The sequence below is a fragment of the Candidatus Magasanikbacteria bacterium RIFOXYB2_FULL_38_10 genome (genome assembly GCA_001783145.1).
GTDB lineage: Bacteria > Patescibacteriota > Patescibacteriia > Magasanikbacterales > UBA10003 > GWC2-40-17.
This window is the reverse complement of record MFQT01000016.1, coordinates 1-18,242: the sequence shown is the minus strand read 5'-3', so window position 1 is coordinate 18,242 and position 18,242 is coordinate 1. Positions and strand designations below refer to the sequence as shown.

Below are 18,242 nucleotides of genomic sequence, written 5' to 3'. Positions count from 1 at the left end.
GGTTTAACCGCGCGGGATTTTTCTTTTTTGTTTTTGAAATTGAATGGCAAAACGATGAGTTTCGTCGCGGACTTTTATAAGTAGATCTTTGTTTTGCAAAGCCCATTTAATAATTTCCTCACTGTTCTTAGCCGCTGCAAAATGAAATTCATTTTTTTTACGAGCCTTACCTTTAGCAATACCCACCAGTGGCAAATTTATTTTTTCTTCATTTAATATCTGTTTAGCCGCGTTCACTTGCGGTTTGCCACCGTCAACCAAAATTAAATCTGGTAAAGGCCACTCCCAATGATTAAGACGGCGTTTTAAAATTTCTTTTAAACAATCTACGTCGTTTTGTCCAGTAACTGTTTTGATATTAAATTTTTTATATTCTGATTTAATTGCACCGAGTTCATTAAAGACAACTAAACTGCCAACTTTGCCAGTGGTGCCCAAGTTAGAGATGTCATATCCTTCAATAAGGACTGATTTTTTTTGAGTCGCTTCTTTTTCTTTGACAAAATCTTTATTCAAAAGTGCGATGTCTTGGATTTTTTGTAAATTCCAAATCTGATCGCGCAAGCGGCTGGCTTCTTCAAAGTTGTTTTCTTTAGCCGCCAATTTCATTGCGCTCGTCAATTTTTTCAGCAAACTTTTTTTTTGGCCTTTAAGAAAAAGCACTAAGGGCGCAATGACTTTATGTGAATAATCTTTAGTTGTAATTTCTCCGGTGCAAACGCCTAAACACAAACCAATTTGATAATTAAAACACGGCCGTTTTTGGTTTGGCTTACAAGTGGAAAAGAAAAATATTTTTTGTAAAATTTTTAAAGTGGCCCGGGTATTCAAATTGGGATAGGGCCCAAAGAGATATTTATATTTTGATTCCGCCACTTTGGCACCCTGTTTTATTTCATGTTCACGCACAGCCAAAAGTTTGGGAAATTTCTCACGAGTGATAACAAGATAATTCCAGCTTTTATCATCGCGCCAGTCAATATTATATTTGGGACGGTATTTTTTAATGTAATTACCTTCTAAAATAATGGCTTCTAAAACAGAATCAGTGGTGATCCATTTGATATTGATGACTTCGTGGATCATTATTTCAATTGGCCTGGGATTTTGAGGGCCAGCAAAATAACTGCGCACGCGATTTTTCAAGGAAGTGGCTTTACCAACATAAATCAACTCTTTTTGGGAATTATAAAAGAGGTAGATGCCGGGGGAGTTAGGAATATTTTTAAGATTGATCATAAATGATGTTTTATCTAGTGGCTTAAATTATTTTTAAAAAACACGCTTCAAGAGATTGAAAATTAGGATTTTTTACTTCGGAAAAATTACGTGGTTGCCCGTTTGCCTTTTTGCCTTCAGCAAAAAGTTTTCCGACCACTATTTTTCCTCAAAAAAATCTCTAATTTTCTGATCTTTTTCCGCTATAGTTTTTTACAAATAATTTAAACCACTCTTACTACCATTTTTTATTTTAGCATCCTCTTTAAATATTTTCCCGTATAACTGCCAACTTGTCTAGCCACTTCTTCCGGAGTACCCTCTGCCACCACCTCGCCGCCGCCATCGCCGCCTTCCGGGCCCAAATCAATAATCCAATCGGCGCATTTGATTACATCCAAATTGTGTTCAATCACCATTATGGTATTGCCTTGATTAACTAATCGTTCCAAGACTTCCAGTAATTTTCTCACATCATCATAATGCAAGCCGGTGGTGGGCTCATCTAATAAGTATAGAGTTTTTGTAGTTCCGTGTTTGGCTAATTCGCGTGATAATTTGATACGTTGGGCCTCGCCGCCAGAAAGGGTGGTGGCTGATTGTCCAAGCGTTAGATAATCCAAACCCACCTCATTAAGAATTTTGAGCTTGTCATAAATGAACGGAATATCTTTAAAAAAATCTTCAGCTTCGGCAATGGTCATGTTTAGAATATCAGAGATGTTTTTGCTTTTGTAGTGCACTTGCAAAGTTTCCTGGTTAAATCTTTTGCCTTTGCAAACGTCGCAAACAATCTGCACGCTGGGCAAAAAATGCATTTCAATTTCTAGCACGCCTTTGCCTTCGCAATTCTCACAGCGTCCGCCCAGGCCCCTGTGGCTGCCTTCCTCGGACGGTGTGGCCGGCACATTAAAACTAAAACGGCTAGGTTTAAAACCGCGGATTCTGGCTTCTTCTGTGGCGGCAAAAATTTCTCTGATGTGATCAAAAGCCTTGGTGTAGGTAGCGGGGTTGCTTCTAGAGGTTCTGCCAATGGGCGATTGATCAATAACAATTACGCGGTCAAGATATTCTGTGCCGCTCACGCTGGAAATATTTTTGGGTAAAGCTAAACGATTCAAACGGCTTTCCACGGTTGGAAGTAAAATATCATGCATCAAAGTTGATTTACCCGATCCAGATACTCCAGTTAAGGCCACAAAACGGCGCAAAGGTATTTCTACATTGATATTTTTTAAATTATGTTCTTTGGCACCTTTTATTTTTATTCTGGGTTGGCTTTTGTCAACACTGCGGCGTTGTGTTGGCCGCGGTATTTTTAACTCGCCGCGCAAATATTTGCCGGTTAAGGATTTGGCTGGATCGCCGATAATTTGACATGAAGATTTTTCTTTTGTTGTTTTGCTGTTCGCCAGTAAATTTTCCAAGGGGCCGGAAAAAATTATTTCCCCGCCGTGTTTGCCGGCTCCGGGACCGATGTCTGTTATCCAATCGCTTTCTAAAATTGTATCTTCATCATGTTCCACCACGATAATACTGTTGCCACTATCACAAATTTTACGCAAAGTGGAAACTAATTGAGCATTGTCTTTTTGATGCAACCCAATTGTTGGTTCATCCAAAACATAAAGTGCACCGACAAGTTTAGTGCCCACTTGTGAAGCCAAGCGAATGCGTTGCGCCTCTCCACCGGAAAGAGTACCAGCCTTGCGATTTAAAGTTAGATAATGCAAACCCACGTCAAACATAAATCCCAGGCGGTTTTGAATTTCCTTTAAAATTGCTCCGGCAATTTCTTCCTCCGTAGTATTTAATTTTTTGGCTAAATCTTCAAAGAAGTTTCGGGCTTCACTAACGTTTAAAGTTGTTATTTCCCAAATATTTTTACCGCCAACTTTAACATTAAGCGCGTTGGGGTTTAATCTTTTGCCTTGGCAAACCGGACAAACATTATCACTCCATAAAGATTCTGTGCCAAGTCCCGTACAGGCTTCACAATATCCATAAGGACTGTTAAATGAGAAAAGACGGGGCTCAATTTCTGGGAAACTGTAACCATCGTTGGGGCAAGAATATTCGGTACTAAAAATTTGTTCGCTTTTATCGGGAAAAATTACGGCGGCAATGCCGTTAGATAATTCCACAGCATTGGCAATCGCTTCGGCCAGACGCTCTTTGGAGCTCAAATCTTTCACTTTGTATTTTCCTAATTCCGATTGCGCTGTCTTAAATTTTTCCGCCATGGGAATTTTATCCACGACAATTTCAATTGTGTGTTTGGCATTTTTATCCAAAATTATTTGATTACGCAAACTTTTGATTTTGCCATCCACCCGCGCTTCCAAATATCCGGAGTTATAAATATCATAAAGCATTTGATAATATTCACCCTTGCGACCGCGCACTACTGGAGAAAGAATAGAGAGTTCTAACGGATCTTTGGCCGTGTTGGCTTTTTTGATCTCATCTATTTTTTTAAAAATATGTTCTTTGATTTCATCAGTGGTCATCTTTTCTATTTTTCCGCCGCAGATTGGACAATGTGGATCTCCAATACGCGCAAAAAGAACACGCAGATAATCATAGATTTCCGTGATAGTGGCTACGATGGAGCGGGGATTGGCGCTGTGAGCCTTTTGATCAATGGAGATAGCAGGGGAAAGACCCTCAATTTCATCAACATCTGGTTTTTGCATGCCGCCCAAAAACTGCCGCGCATAGGCGGATAGGGATTCTATGTAGCGGCGCTGACCTTCGGCAAAGATGGTGTCAAATGCGAGTGAGGATTTGCCCGAGCCGGACAAACCAGTAAAGACCACCATTTTGTTGCGGGGAATTTCTAAACTGATATTTTTTAAATTGTGTTCGCGTGCGCCTTTGATAATGATTTTGTCTTGCATAAAATTGGTTAAATATTGATTGTATAAGCCCAAAATTCCCCCGCAAAATTTTGCTAGGGGGTAGTAGATAAGTTAGGTTTGTTGTTACTGTAACATTTTTGGGCTGAAAAGTCAAGATGGGCGATGAGTGGTGAGGGCGTAAAAATAAGCGCTGCCACGGCGCTTGAAATTGCGTCGTTCGCCCCAAATGGAAGCACGCTTCCGCTTGTGGGCTCACTAGCAATTATAAAAAAGCCCACAGCGTTAGCCATGGGCGAGTTAGGAACAGGTTGTTCTAGGAAACGGTCAGCCAGGCATGACCAGGGATCCTGGCCAGGGTGTCGAACATCTCCTTTACGAAGGTGGCGAGTTCTTTCATGGTCCGGGACTTGCGGTAGCGGGGGAAGGATATCCCCTTGATGTCGCCATCGCCCGACCTCTCCTGCCGTAGCTTGAAGTGCTGCTTGAGGAACTCGTAGCCTTCCTCCGCTGTCAGCATATCGCCGGTGTAGTTGATCCGATATTGTCCATCAGGAGACCGGAACTGGACAACTCGAGCCGAGATGCCCCGAGTTCCCAAGATTTGCTCCCACCCCCATGCCTTGACCACACCGACTTCCACTACTTTGTCGTTGATGTGGTTGGGGCTGCTGTTGAAGACGAGATCGCCGTTATTCATTAGTCCCTCCGTTTTTGAACGATTTTTTCGCGACTTGGGTATGGTACCACTAGGGCACAGGGAACTACTTGTCTTGGCCGGGGCAACTCACGTTGCTGTTGTTGATGGAATCGCACCACCCCTCGAAGCTGTTGGGGTCGTGGTGATTCGTCTCCTGGGTGGAATTGTTGGCCGGCTCAGTGTCCGCGCCCTCATTAATGATGGCGGCTGTTCCCGCCAGTACTACCAGAGCCGCTAATCCCCACAACCGGATCTTTAATGAAAGACTCATTTTTCCCTCCATCTTTTCCCACTTTAACCCGTGGAAATTGGGTATAGCACTTGCCTTGGGATTTCTCCCTATTTCTACCTTATCTTAAAGATTTTTAAGGCACAAATAGGGAGAAATCAGCTTTAAAATAACAAATTTAACCTTAAAGTATAGCACATTTTGGGCTTTTTGTCAATAGCCTTGACAGAATCCTAAAAAAGTATAAAATTAAGGTAGCTTTAGAGGGAGAAGAAAATGATTTTTGAACAGAAGAAGATGGATGCAGACACGATCCAGACAAGGCTCTTTGAAATTATGCCCATGCTGGCACGGGCTTTAATCCTGAACGACAAATTGTATCAGGATAAGAAAGACCCTTACCGCCAAGCTTTTGCCCTGAACCCTGATGATCCTCGCATGCACGAAACCAATTGGCATGAGTGGGGAGTCATCACCCACAGTAAAAAGATTGATAATGCTAGAGGATATACTGGTCAATTTATTGGTCCTGTTTTTTCTCCGGCTGGGATGAGATTGGGCGCGGAGTTGGTCGGCCACTTTAATAAGTGGGAACTGTGTCTGGTTATTGCACCGGCTCTGCATGATTTAGGAAAGTTCACCCGGCGGGAGTTCCAGGGAATGAAACCGGACGGAATACGGCCAAATTTCCGTTTCAAGGGACATGAAATTGCCTCTGGCGAAATCGTCTTGAAAATGAAGCATTTTCTGACTGGTTTTGGGCTGACTTATGAGCAGGTGGAATATTTGGCCCGCGTCTGCGCCTTACACTTTAAGTTGGGCGAAGTGCGAACCACTGCTAAGGGACTTTCAAATGGTTTTTCCTTTGACTTTGTGGATAGTGAAGAGGCAAGGGTAATGCTCGAGGCTGTAATTCAGGAATCTCCTGACATGGCTGATGAGATTGGCGCCTTCTTTGTTGTGGATAGCTTGGCCAAGACAAGCGTTAGTACTGCCGCTTGGGCCAAATCGACAAAAGAACTGGAAGAATTGAAGCCTAGAATATTGGGACACCTGCGGGATAATAATCTTTCGGTGGAAATTTATACCCCGGCCGCCATGAGTCTGGCTGTGGAAATGGCCTTGGCGCGGCGATACTTTGAGGTTTTGAACGGCCTCAAGTAAGTTAGTCTAACAACAACTCCGATCAGCAATGATCAGAGTTTTTTTATTATCAATTTTGTAGCGTTTATTTATTTTTTAGCCTTTTGCGCGGTCGCATTTATTTTTTTAAGTTCACTTATTTCATCGCGCAAAATAGCAGCTAATTCAAATTCCAATTCCGCCGACGCCTCGCGCATCAGCTTTTCTTTTTCTTTGATGATTTCCGTCACCGGTCGGCCGTCTCCTAAAATATCCAACTTGGTGGTTTCTGATAACGTGCGTCTTTTAGGGACTTTGGCTTTGGCGGTGATGCCAAATTCTTCCAAAATGTTGCGGATGGTTTTTTCAATTGTTTTAGGTGTGATACCATGATTTTTATTATAAGCGATCTGAATCTCGCGGCGTCTTTCTGTTTCTCCAACTGCTATTTTAATGGATTCAGTGATTTGGTCGGCGTAAATAACAACTTGGCCGTTGACATTTCTGGCGGCGCGACCAATGGTTTGAATTAAACTGGTGCGGCTGCGCAAAAATCCTTCTTTGTCCGCGTCTAAAATGGCCACGAGTGTAACTTCTGGCAAATCCAATCCTTCGCGAAGCAAATTCACACCCACAATCACATCAATCTCACCTTTGCGCAAGGCGGTAATAATTTCAATGCGTTCCAAAGTATCAATACCACTATGCAAATATTTTACTTTAATTTTTTTCTTTAGCAGATAATCGGATAAATCTTCTGCCATTTTTTTAGTGAGTGTGGTGACCAAAACCCTTTCTTTTTTGGCAATGCGTTCGTCAATTCTAATCAGTAAATCTTCAATTTGTGATTTTTCTTTTCCTTTTCCAGTAATTCGGCTGATGATTATTTCCGGATCAATTAAACCAGTGGGGCGGACAATTTGTTCCACCACTTGCTCACTATTTTGGATTTCAAATTCGGCTGGCGTGGCGGAGACATAAATTACTTGCTCAATCTTTTGGTTGAACTCATCAGAGGTTAGGGGCCGATTATCACGTGCAGAGGGGAGGCGAAAGCCATGCTCTACCAAAATATCTTTGCGGGCTTTGTCTCCACTATACATGGCGCGGATTTGCGGAACTGTCACGTGGGATTCATCGAGCACAGTTAAAAATTTTCCAGTACCTTCTTTAAAATAGTCCAGTAACGTAAAAGGTGGCTCGCCGGTAGCGCGATCCTCAAAATGACGAGAATAGTTTTCTATGCCATTGCAATAACCTATATTTTTAATGAGTTCCAAATCGTAATTAACGCGGCGTTTTAGGCGCTCGTATTCTAAAATTTTTCCTTGTTTTTGAAATAGTTGCAACTGCTGTTCCAGTTCTTGGCGGATACTTTTAAAAGCCATTTCTCGCGACTCGGGGCTGGCTACATAATGCCGAGCAGGGAAAAACCAAGCATCGGGCAGTTCTCTTTTTATTTGGCGAGTAAGTGGGTCAACCAGTTCAATCAAATTTATTTTTTCGCCAATTTCAAAACGATAGATCATTTCTTCATTCACCGGCATAATTTCAAAAACCTGTCCGGTTAGGCGGAAAGAGCCGCGTTTCAATTCACTATTAGTGCGGGTGAATTGCATTTCAATAAGTTGTTCTAGCATTTCGCGTCGGCTAAGTTTTTGGCCGCGTCTTAAATGCAAAACAATTTTTTCATATTCTTTGGGTGAGCCCAAGCCATAAATGGCGGAAACAGAAGCGACGATAATAACATCACGGCGGGAGAGTAGTGCTTGGGTGCAGGCATGGCGCAAGCGATCAATTTCTTGATTGATCATCGCTTCTTTTTCTATGTAGGTATCGGAAGAGGGAAGGTAGGCCTCTGGTTGGTAGTAATCATAATAGGAAACAAAGTATTCCACGGCGTTATCCGGAAAAATTTCACGAAATTCATTACAGAGCTGGGCGGCCAAAGTTTTGTTGTGGGCAATTACAAGAGTGGGCAACCCTGTTTTGGCAATTACATTGGCAACGGTAAAGGTTTTGCCAGAGCCGGTGACGCCAAGCAAGGTCTGCGCGGAGTATCCTTTTTGCAACCCTTGGGATAATTTTTCAATGGCTTGAGGTTGGTCTCCAGCTGGCTTAATTTTGACTTTAATCTTAAATTGGGGCATAGATAAGTGCAGTTTAGCGCAGTTTTGGCTTAAAGGCAAGGTTGAGGTGTTCCTCGGTTGCTGTTTTTTTAATACCAAAAAAGACAGAAAGTAATCTGTCTTTTTATGTCCCTACTCATTTATTTCAACTTTTCTTCCAGCATTTCCTTCGCGGTCTGCGGATCAACTTGTCCTTGTGTTTCCTTCATCACTTTGCCTATCAGAAATTGTATTACGGCCACTTTTCCGTTTTTGTATTGCTCTACTTGATCCGGATTCATTTTTATTACATTATCCACTGCTTTACTAATTAAATCATCATCTTTTACTTGTCCTAATTTATTCTCTTCCATAATTATGGAAGGGTCGCCGCCGGCTTCTAACATTTTGGCCAGTAATAATTGGGCGTTGGCGCTGTTAATTTTATTGGTATAAATTAAACTGATAAACTCGGCAAAATTTTCCGGGGTAATTTTTAAAATTTTAATATCAATTTTGTTTTCCGCCATCAGCCCCATTAATTTAGAAGTGAGCCAGCCGCCAACTAGTTTTCCTAACCGGGCGCGATTTTTGTCCATAATTTCGTCCTCCGTTCCTTCCATCTCCGGCAGGGAAGTAAGCCATTCCCAAGCTTCACTAAAAACATTTTCTGTAAATTCCGCCCACTCCGGTTCGGAAGTTAAGATGCGGGCATCGGATTTGGAAAGTCCGTATTCTTCTACAAAACGATTTCTGGTTTGCGCTGGCAATTCTGGCAAATTAGCTTGAGCCCTCTCGGCAATTTTGGTCAAATCAAAAGCAGGAATATCTGGTTCAGGTAGATAACGATAATCTTCGGCACCTTCTTTAACACGTTGTTCTTCGGTAATTTGTTTGGCATCGTTCCAGCCGCGGGTGGTTAATTTTTCCGGAATATCTCCTTTATCCCATAACTCACTTTGTCTTTTTATTTCGTATTCAATGGCCCTTTCCACGGCTTTAAAAGAATTTAAATTTTTGATTTCTGTCTTGGGATAAAATTTAGTGTCGCCTTCCGGTCGTAGAGAAACGTTCACATCACAGCGCAGATGTCCTTTTTCCATATCCGCATCGGAAATATGTAAAAATCTGGCAATGGTTTGCAATTCCTGCAAAAAAGTTTTGGCCTCGGCGCTGGAAGAAATATCCGGCTCGGTCACAATTTCTACCAACGGAGTGCCGGCGCGATTAAAATCCACCAAAGTATCGCCACTCAAGTGTATATTTTTAGCCGCGTCCTCTTCCATGTGCATTCTGATCAGCCTAATCTTTTTTTTATTTTTTAAAGGCTTGGATTTTTTTTCTGTCCCGTGTATTTCCTCCTCTACTAATTTATCCAGCGCTTCCTCTCCTTCTTTAGTTTCTATTTCCACAAAACCTTTTTCGCCAACAGGCAAATCGTATTGGGAGATTTGATAGCCCTTGGGTAAATCGGGATAAAAATAGTGCTTGCGATCAAACTTACTGATTTTATTAATTTGACAATTTAAAGCCAGAGCGGTTTTTACCGCCCACTCGGCCGCTTGTTGATTAGGAACCGGGAGCGTGCCGGGCTGCCCTGTACAAATAGGACAAATGGTGGTGTTGGGCTCTAAATATTCTCCGCGATTATCGCAAGAGCAGAACATTTTGGATTTAGTTTTTAATTGAAGGTGAATTTCTAGTCCTATTACCGGCTGATACATAATTAGTTTAGATTAGCCGGGATTGATTCCGGGGCGGGGGAATTATCTTTCAAATCTTTAAACATTATAGTCATGAGGCCGATATTTAAAGGTAGGACCAAGATAGCTGTCACGCTTTGCAGGGCGTTTAGCCACCAGGGCATAGTAGAAAAGACAGAAGAAAATTGATTAAATTGAGTGATCAATCCAATGATTAAAGTGGGAATGGCGATGATTACAAAGATGATCAACCCATAAAAAAACCCAGTGACAACCAGACGCCACACTATTGCCCAAAATTTTCCTTGCACCAGTTCTTTGCTTCTTTGCAAGGCGCTATAACCGCGCTTGCCTTCAACAGCAAAGATGTAAAGGGAAAATAAATACCAGATGGTAAAAATTAAGCCGGGAATCACTAAAAGAATTGTGCCGGCCATGATGATAAGACCCATTAAAATAGAAATCCATAAAAATGGCGCGGTGTCCCTCCAGCTTTCCGTGTAAAGGATTTTTTCATTAAGAGGTTCTTTAGTTAAGCTGGCACTGGTTAATCTGATTAAGACAATTTGCGTCCAAAGTCCAATGATAAAACTTAAAGCTGACAACAAAAGATAAATTGGAAAACTGTAATTAACGTATTTAAGATTCGTTAAAGTGTCAAAAATATTAAGTATGATTAAAAGCACCGCTGGAATTAAAAGCCAGCCAAGAATTTTTAGGAAAGTTTTGCAGTTAACTTTAAAGATATTAAGCGCTTCTTTAAAAATACTAAGAGCGGGCAAAAGTTGGCGATCAAATCCAAGCATGAATAAAAAACCCACATCCACAAAAAGACTGGACCAAAAATGAGCGGTGTTGGGTAAATTTATTTTTTTGCCATACCAGTAGTTGATGTAGATTCTTAAGGCCAACCAAACAATAAAGATTATGATGTAGGCTTTAAGGTTTTGTCTTAAAGAAGCCGGCATTAAAATAACCGGTACAATAATACTAAGGAGGCCTAAAACATAAAAAAGAGCGTATTTGTTTCTTAAATTCATAAAATTAATTAACTTAATTTTTCTTTAATTAGATCCCAAATTTTTTCATGGATTTTATCCGGAGGCAAAATATTTTCATTCTCCACGCATTCTATCAAATGAAAATCAGGAAAAGAGGTCGAGATCTCCAAATAAGTTTTTTCCGCATTTTTTAAGTGTTCTATATCCGCTTCGTGTAAATCTCTTTTTTTGGTATTACCTAAATATTCGCGGGCCGCTTTTTTATCTACCAATTCTTGAGCGATTGAGGCGGTGACATGTAAAATTATGTTAAGATCCGGCCTGGGTATCCCAAAGATATTATACTCCAGATCATCGTTCCACTCAAAGAATTTTTTTCTTTCCTCATTATCTTTAATCTTGCCCCCTTGATGTCCCATGTTGGAGGAGACATAACGGTTGGCAATAACAATTTTGTTTTCTTGCAGCCAATTTCTTATTTTAGGAGCGGCGGCAAATCTATCCACGGCATAAAGAACCGAGGCGCGATGCGGTCCCACCTCTTCGGCCGTGCCATACAATCCATTAAGGTATTCTTCAATGGCCGCGGCGGATTTTTGTCCGTACTGCGGAAAACTAATTATTTCCACCGGGTAATTTTCTTTTTTTAGACGGTTAATCAGCAGTTCTGCTTGCAAACTTTTGCCACTGCCATCAATGCCATCTATCATGATAAACATACTTTAGTCCATTTTTGGTTTATAAGAATACTCCGGCTTGAACATGGTAGAGGCCCAAGAAGAGGATCCTTCGCTCATATCAACCTTAATATACTTGGCTAAGAGGGGATGTACTTGGTTTAATTTTTCCCAACAAGCCTGGGCAATGCGGCGATAAGAAATGTGTCCCTTTTTGCCGCTTCTAAGGGAAATAAAATGGTGTAATTCCCGCAAATTCCAAGTAAAAAGTGTGCGTTTTCTAAAAGCCAAAGGCACTACATACTGTGCTTCTTTGGGGAAAATCGGATAAATTTTTTGATAAAGATCCACGGCGCGATTCATTACTTCTTTAAATTTGTCTTGCAAGCCGGCCTCTACAATTTCTTCCGGAGTTTCATAACCATGTACAATGGTGACATCCTGGTTGGTTTGCGTATTCATGCGGTGGCGTTGAATGTCGCGAAAAGCGCCATAATCCATTAAAATGTCAAAAGTATAATAGATGTGTTCCAGTTCACGCAAAGGAGCATCAAAAGCCGCTCGATTTTTTAAAGCTTCATCAATTACTTTTTCTTTAGCTTCTTGGGGCATCTTTTTTACCTCACTTAAGATTTGTTTGTAAGGAAGATTGGAACCGCGATAAAGGAGTGTGGTAATTAATTTGTCTTCCGCCTCTTCATCGTATCGTACAATTTCTACAGGGTTAACAGGTGCGCTGTCGGTTGGCAAAAAATTGATGGAGAGATTGGTTAAATTAGTTGGAGTTTGTTTAAGGTATTCATTGGCATTGGCGAATTTTATCAAAGTGGGGGTTATTTCTAGGGCTGTTTTTTTCATTTGTTCTCCAATAGTACGCATTTCTTCCAAGGGATGAGACAAAAGTTTAACAATGGCGTGTTCAAATGCGCGAGCGTTGGCGGTCATACCTAGATTAGTTAGGGTAGCGGTGGGCAAAAGGTAGCGAATATTATCACAAATACGCGCTTTGGTAATGACATTATAAATTTTTTCCGGTTCTTCCTCTGCGCGCGGATATTTTTTGGTAATGAACTCTTTCACAGGCTCATTCATCTCTGTGTAAGTATCAAAAATATAATCCATGGTTTTTTGATATTCCTCAGCCAAGGATGAATTTAGAATATTTTGCGGTTTGTAGTATTTGGTTTTATCAAAAACTTGATAGCGAGTGGATTTTTCCGTGTAAGAGGCTAAACGATTGTCTTCTATTGCTTTGGTGGCCAAAATGGAAACGTTTTCTATGGCCATATGCAAGGTGGCGTGTTCCGCTACACTGGAATGTCCATAGCCCACCACCCATTTTTCATGAAAATCAGCGGATTTGGCATCGGTTAATTCCGCGGCGATATCGGCAAAAGATTCTGGCGAACGAGAACATTTGGCAAAGGCCACAGCTACCACTTCTGGTTTTAAATAATCCAAGCTGTAAACAGAAAGTTCATTAGATTTTTTTTCCTCCTGTGGTCCTTTTTCGGCCATAATTATGGGTAAAATTAAGAATTTTTGTTTAGATATTGTAGCATAGACAGAGTGGTTTTACAAATAAAAAAACCAACCCGGTTGGGGGTTGGATAGTATTACAAAATTTGAATTTTTTTGATCATTTTTTACTTTTTTAAAAAAAGATTAAGACGGATTTAATTTTGCGTTAACAACCCCAAGATATTTTTAAATTGCTCCTTTTTAATTTTTACTCCTATATTTTTAATATTGTGTGTATCTGAGCCAAAAGTTAAAACCAGATTATTTTTTTGCGCCAGCTTTTGAAAAAAAGGCTGCGCCTCTAAGCGATTATGTGGATTTTCTAAACCCCACAATCCTACTTGTTTTAATTTTTTGATAAAATACTCAGCGCGCTGTTGATTAGTTAAATCCAAATCCGGATGGGCCAATGCCGCCACCCCCCCGGCTGATGAGATAAGTTTAATCGCCTTAATACTATCCAATTTTTTCTTAGGCACATAACCGAATTGTCCCGGTTGATCCAAAAATCCGCCAATGAAATCGGAAAGATTGCCTTGAAAATTAAAAACCCTTTTTAGTATTTTTTGGTTAGAGGTGCCTTGCAAAATAGCACGTCCTAATTGCGGTTTGCCTACATTAGGTTGACTAAGCAGGTTTTGAATTGTTTTTTTGTCAAAATAAATGCCGATTTTTTGAAAACGAGCAATTATTTTACGGGCGCGTTCTATTCTTTTGTGTTGCTGTTGTTTTAAAATTTGTAAAAGCTGTTTAAAAAAACGATTAAAATTGTATCCCACAATATGCAACTCCTGTCCTTCCAATTCCGTGCTCAATTCAATTCCTACGATGGCCGGTATTTTATTTTTTCGGCACAATTTTAAAAATAAAGAAAGTCCGGCCACTGTATCATGATCGGTTAAGGCCAATAATTTAAGGCGTCTTTTCCCGGCTTTTTCCACCAATTCTTCCACTTTCATTAGCCCGTCGGAAAAAGTGGTGTGAGTATGCAAATCAATTAACATATTACGTATATTTGGCAACCAAATCATCTAATTGCCGGTGTAGGTTTTCCCAATTGCCATTGTTGTCTATTTTTTCTTTGGCTTGTGTGATTACATTTAGGATGGAAAGTTCGGTAGAACGCTGATGGTCGGCTAAAAATTCTTCATAAGTTTTTTTAGTGTCATCGGCATTTTCTCCACGTTTGATCAAACGTTCATATCTGATTTTAGGGTCAGCAAAAATTTCCACTAAAACAAAATTAGGAAGTTGGCCTAAATAGCTGATGTCAGCCAGACGTCGGACGCCTTCTATGACAATAATTTTCCGTTCGTCTTTTTCCGCATCCTGACCAATGGTTTTGGCCATTACATCTTCGCCATAAGCGTCGCGGATGAATTCCGAAAGTCTAATTAAATTATCACGAGTTTGTTTTACATAAATGCGATTTAAAATGTCGCGCAACATAGTGGAAAAACGGTAAGTGGCGGCACCGTGTTTTTCCTCTAAATATTTAGCCGCCGTGCCTTTGCCGCTGGCGATAAGTCCTGTGAATCCTAAAATTACTTTTTTATTAACATCCATATTATTAAAATCATTCTTTTATTTTTTCTGGCTGCGGAACTCGCCTTTCCGACTGCGTCGGAAAACGGCCCGAGTATCTTTTATTAAACTTGCATCTCCCGGCATTGGGCCTGGTTCAAACAGTCCTCGCTGGCGAAAAAACAAAAGAATGCTTTTTACTCTAATAATTTTTTATCTCTTGCCCTCCATTTTAACGTTACCCTCTTTGGCTTTTACTTCGGTAGCTTCTTCCTTAAACAGTTCTCTTAATTCGGTCAGCCAATTTTTGTTTTCTTGATGCCGGTCAACATCAATGCTGGCATTTTTTAAGTAATCAATTACTTCCGGATTGCGGTAGACTTTATCATAGACAACTCTTTTGATTCCGGCCGCCACCAAATATTTAGCACAGTGAATACAAGGGGAATAGAGGGTGTAAAGGGTGGTTCCTTCGGTAGAGGCGCCTTGCAAGCGCGCTACTTGTAAAATAGCGTTATGTTCGGCATGAATGGTTCTAACACAGTGGCCATCTTCTAGTAAATGACCCACTTCATCGCAGGTGGGCAGGCCTGGGGGAGCGCCATTGTAGCCTGTGGCAATAATTCTTTTATCTTTCACTAAAACAGAGCCGGTGTGCAACCTGTCACAATTAGCCCGGGTGGCGGTAATTCTGGCCATGGCCATAAAGTATTCATCCCAAGAAGGGCGGACAAAATTTGTTGGCGTCATAATTTAAAAAACCCAAAAAATAATTAATAAAAAGCGGGGGATTGTCCCCGCTCTTTATTATAGCTTTTATTAATTGGCCTGTAAACAGTTAAACAACTTGAATTTTTACAGCCGGACCCATGGTGGATGTTAAAATGGAATTTTTAATATAAGTGCCTTTGGAAGAAGCCGGCTTGATTTTTTTAATTACGTCTAAAACCGCTTGCAAGTTGGCTAAAATTTTGTCGGTAGGAAAAGAAACTTTGCCTACTGCCACGTGAATGTTGCCGCCATCATCATTTTTAAAAGCCAATTTGCCTTTTTTTAATTCTTCTATAATTTTCTTAATATTAGGTCCCACTGTTTCTGTTTTAGGGTTAGGCATTAAACCTTTAGGTCCTAAAATTTTAGCCACTTTGGCCAGTTTGGGCATCATCGAAGGGGTAGCCACGGCTACATCAAAATTAATTTTTTGGGTTTTGGCGATTTCTTCAATCATTTCTTCCGCGCCAACCAAATCGGCTCCGGCAGCTTTGGCTTCGTCCTCTTTGCCGGCTTCCACAAAGGCCGCGACAATTTTGGATTTACCAAAAGAGTTAGGCAACACAATGGTGCCGCGAATCTGTTCTTCGCCTTTTTTAGGATCAATACCCAGACGTAAATGTACCTCTAAAGTGGCATCAAATTTTGTACCGGAAGTTTTTTTCACCAGCTCAATAGCCTCTTCTAAAGAATAAGCTTTTTTTCTTTCCACTTGGGATTTTAATTTAAGATATTTTTTGCTGCGCATATTTGCGTTTGTGGTTTTAATGAAATTTTTTCAAAATTTCTCCCACGTTAATTATTTTTAGTTTTCTTTTTCTTCTTTATCTTTTTTAGACAATCTCCAGTGAAAGAAAAATAAAGGAAGGGCCACTAAAAGCATAGAAAAAGATCTAACTGCCTCTGATTGTTTTTGAATTACATATCTTTCCTCTTGATCCTTTTTAAATCTTTCTCTGTCTTCGGCTGTGGAAGTGACGTTGGTTTTGGAATCAATTGCTATCGGGTAAGATTCGTAAAATTCCGCACGATCAGCTTTGGTGAAAATCCAAGTTTTTAATCCCAGGTTTATTAAACTGGAAGAGGCAATTATAATCATGACCAGGGTGATTAAGGAAACGGCGTAAAGATAAATGGTGCGGATGAGTTGAGATTTAGAGGACATAGTTTTTGGTTTAAGATATAAAAGATTCTGTGGCCTGTGATTTTAAGAATAATATTAGATAATTTAAACCACTGTAAGTCCCATTTGCTTGGCTGTGCCTTCTACCATGCTCATAGCTGATTCCACTGTGGTGCAGTTTAAATCAGGCAATTTTTTTTCGGCGATTTCTTTAACTTGCGCCTTGGTGACTTTGCCTACTTTTTCTTGCAAGGGTTTGCCAGAACCTTTAGTAATACCGGCAGCTTTTTTTAATAATTCGGCCACAGGAGGAGTTTTGGTGATAAAGGTGTAGCTTCTGTCTTCAAAAACGGTAATTTCTACCGGGGTAATTTCACCCATTTTTTCCTTAGTGGCGGCATTAAATTTTTGGCAGAATTCGGCAATGTTTAAACCGTGTTGACCCAAAGCCGGACCGATTGGCGGCGCTGGATTGGCCTGCCCCGCGGGAATTTGCAATTTGATAATTGTCTTTATTTTTTTAGCCATATGATTGATTTAAATTATTGTTTATTCGGCAAAAACACTGGAAACAGTTTCTTTTTTCTTGTCGGTTTCTGTTTTAACTGCTGAAGCGGTTGAAGCGCCCAAGGCTTTGCCGTCTTTGATTGCTTCCGCCACCAATTTAACAATCATTTCAATGGAATGAGTGGCATCGTCATTAGCCGGAATGACATAATCAATTTTTTCCGGATTGATATTGGTATCACAAATGGCCACTATTTTAGTGCCAATTTTTAAAGCTTCTTCAAAAGCGGTTTTTTCTGTTTTTAAGTCAACAATAAAAATAATGTCGGGTTTTCTTTCCATTTTTTCCACGCTGGAAAGATATCTATCCATTTTATCCAATTCTTTCATTAAACGGATTTGTTCTTTTTTGGTGTATTTGGTTATTTCGCCGGTTTCTTTCAGACCTTTTAATTTTTTGTATTTTTTAAACAAAGTTTGATGGATTTCATCAAAGTTGGTTAAAAGGCCTCCTATCCAACCTTCGGTGATATAAGGAACGCCGGCCTCTTCCGCATACTTTTTAATGATTGGTTTGGCCTGTTCTTTGGTGCTGACAATTAAAAAAGTGCGATTTTGGGCCGCGGCATTTTTAAGATATTCCAAAGCTTCAGCCAATTTGGCTTGGGTTTTTTCCAAATCAAAAATGTGCACTTTATTTCTTTGGGTAAAAATAAAAGGCGCCATTTTGGGGTGCCACTTGTTAGACTGGTGGCCAAAATGAACACCAGCTTTAAGCATATCTAAAATTGAGGGTATCTGATAGGACATAAATTATCTCCTTTTATCGTCTTTGTTTTTAGGCAAAGTACGGAACCGCTTGTCCCGTTCCTTTTGGGCCCCTAAATGAAAGGGGAGGAGCAAAAGGAAAGAAGCTGGGAAAGCTGTGATTATTTAAGTTAAATTAACGTGAGATTAGTATAGCAGAGGGGGCGGGCAGATGTCAAGAGGGGAGGATTTTAAGCAAAATAAGGCCTCTCTCTTGACATTTTCTTTAAAATATGATAAAACTATCTGTCTTGTTCTTTTCACAAACAAAGGAGCAGAAGATGGCTAAGAATCTCCCTAAGCTGCCCTTTGGCAGTATGCCCTTTAGTGTGACGGTGGATTACAACCAGAGCAAAGAGCAGATGCTTGTGGA

General features: G+C 40.4%; 17 protein-coding genes. 1 reads left to right on the top strand and 16 read right to left on the bottom strand.

Translation table 11 applies throughout. The annotated features are described in order from the left end of the window. Window positions 1-3 precede the first annotated feature (3 nt). The 4 genes from A2294_00875 to A2294_00860 form a co-directional block, all read right to left on the bottom strand. Window positions 4-1,239, bottom strand: a complete 1,236-nt coding sequence (locus tag A2294_00875; protein ID OGH85310.1) for a hypothetical protein — start codon at window positions 1,237-1,239, stop codon at window positions 4-6. Window positions 1,240-1,466: 227 nt separating this feature from the next. Continuing rightward, complete coding sequence (locus A2294_00870) at window positions 1,467-4,118, bottom strand: excinuclease ABC subunit A (GenBank protein OGH85309.1); 2,652 nt, start codon at window positions 4,116-4,118, stop codon at window positions 1,467-1,469. Window positions 4,119-4,392: 274 nt separating this feature from the next. Then, window positions 4,393-4,776: a hypothetical protein gene (locus A2294_00865; protein ID OGH85308.1), complete on the bottom strand. Its 384-nt coding sequence runs from the start codon at window positions 4,774-4,776 to the stop codon at window positions 4,393-4,395. Window positions 4,777-4,840: 64 nt separating this feature from the next. After that, complete coding sequence (locus tag A2294_00860; protein OGH85307.1) at window positions 4,841-5,059, bottom strand: hypothetical protein; 219 nt, start codon at window positions 5,057-5,059, stop codon at window positions 4,841-4,843. Between the two features lie 222 nt (window positions 5,060-5,281). On the opposite strand from A2294_00860, the gene A2294_00855 reads away from it, so the two are divergent. Then, entirely contained in the window at window positions 5,282-6,169 is an 888-nt protein-coding gene (locus tag A2294_00855) for a hypothetical protein (GenBank protein ID OGH85306.1), read from the top strand. Window positions 6,170-6,237: 68 nt separating this feature from the next. Here the strand turns inward: A2294_00855 and A2294_00850 are convergent, their stop codons facing one another. The 12 genes from A2294_00850 to A2294_00795 form a co-directional block, all read right to left on the bottom strand. Beyond that, window positions 6,238-8,277 (bottom strand): excinuclease ABC subunit B, encoded by a 2,040-nt coding sequence (locus A2294_00850; GenBank protein OGH85305.1) that lies wholly within the window; start codon window positions 8,275-8,277, stop codon window positions 6,238-6,240. Between the two features lie 119 nt (window positions 8,278-8,396). Then, entirely contained in the window at window positions 8,397-9,959 is a 1,563-nt protein-coding gene (locus A2294_00845; GenBank protein OGH85304.1) for a glutaminyl-tRNA synthase (glutamine-hydrolyzing) subunit B, read from the bottom strand. A 2-nt stretch (window positions 9,960-9,961) separates the two neighbouring features. After that, window positions 9,962-10,978 carry a hypothetical protein gene (locus tag A2294_00840; protein OGH85303.1) on the bottom strand — a complete coding sequence of 339 codons (1,017 nt, stop codon included), beginning with the start codon at window positions 10,976-10,978 and terminating at the stop codon, window positions 9,962-9,964. Window positions 10,979-10,986: 8 nt separating this feature from the next. Continuing rightward, window positions 10,987-11,658 (bottom strand): hypothetical protein, encoded by a 672-nt coding sequence (locus A2294_00835; GenBank protein ID OGH85302.1) that lies wholly within the window; start codon window positions 11,656-11,658, stop codon window positions 10,987-10,989. A gap of 3 nt (window positions 11,659-11,661) precedes the next feature. Then, complete coding sequence (locus A2294_00830) at window positions 11,662-13,134, bottom strand: hypothetical protein (GenBank protein ID OGH85301.1); 1,473 nt, start codon at window positions 13,132-13,134, stop codon at window positions 11,662-11,664. Between the two features lie 158 nt (window positions 13,135-13,292). Next, window positions 13,293-14,141 (bottom strand): hypothetical protein, encoded by an 849-nt coding sequence (locus A2294_00825; GenBank protein ID OGH85300.1) that lies wholly within the window; start codon window positions 14,139-14,141, stop codon window positions 13,293-13,295. 1 nt (window position 14,142) lies between these two features. Next, a complete protein-coding gene (locus A2294_00820; GenBank protein ID OGH85299.1) occupies window positions 14,143-14,703 on the bottom strand; it encodes a hypothetical protein in 561 nt (186 codons plus the stop codon). 171 nt (window positions 14,704-14,874) lie between these two features. Continuing rightward, window positions 14,875-15,411 carry a hypothetical protein gene (locus A2294_00815; GenBank protein ID OGH85298.1) on the bottom strand — a complete coding sequence of 179 codons (537 nt, stop codon included), beginning with the start codon at window positions 15,409-15,411 and terminating at the stop codon, window positions 14,875-14,877. Between the two features lie 88 nt (window positions 15,412-15,499). Continuing rightward, window positions 15,500-16,180: a 50S ribosomal protein L1 gene (locus tag A2294_00810; protein ID OGH85297.1), complete on the bottom strand. Its 681-nt coding sequence runs from the start codon at window positions 16,178-16,180 to the stop codon at window positions 15,500-15,502. Window positions 16,181-16,237: 57 nt separating this feature from the next. Next, entirely contained in the window at window positions 16,238-16,597 is a 360-nt protein-coding gene (locus tag A2294_00805) for a hypothetical protein (GenBank protein OGH85296.1), read from the bottom strand. 63 nt (window positions 16,598-16,660) lie between these two features. Further along, window positions 16,661-17,083: a 50S ribosomal protein L11 gene (locus A2294_00800; protein OGH85295.1), complete on the bottom strand. Its 423-nt coding sequence runs from the start codon at window positions 17,081-17,083 to the stop codon at window positions 16,661-16,663. Window positions 17,084-17,104: 21 nt separating this feature from the next. Beyond that, window positions 17,105-17,872, bottom strand: coding sequence for a 30S ribosomal protein S2 (locus A2294_00795; protein ID OGH85294.1), 768 nt, complete (start codon window positions 17,870-17,872; stop codon window positions 17,105-17,107). Window positions 17,873-18,242 lie beyond the last annotated feature (370 nt).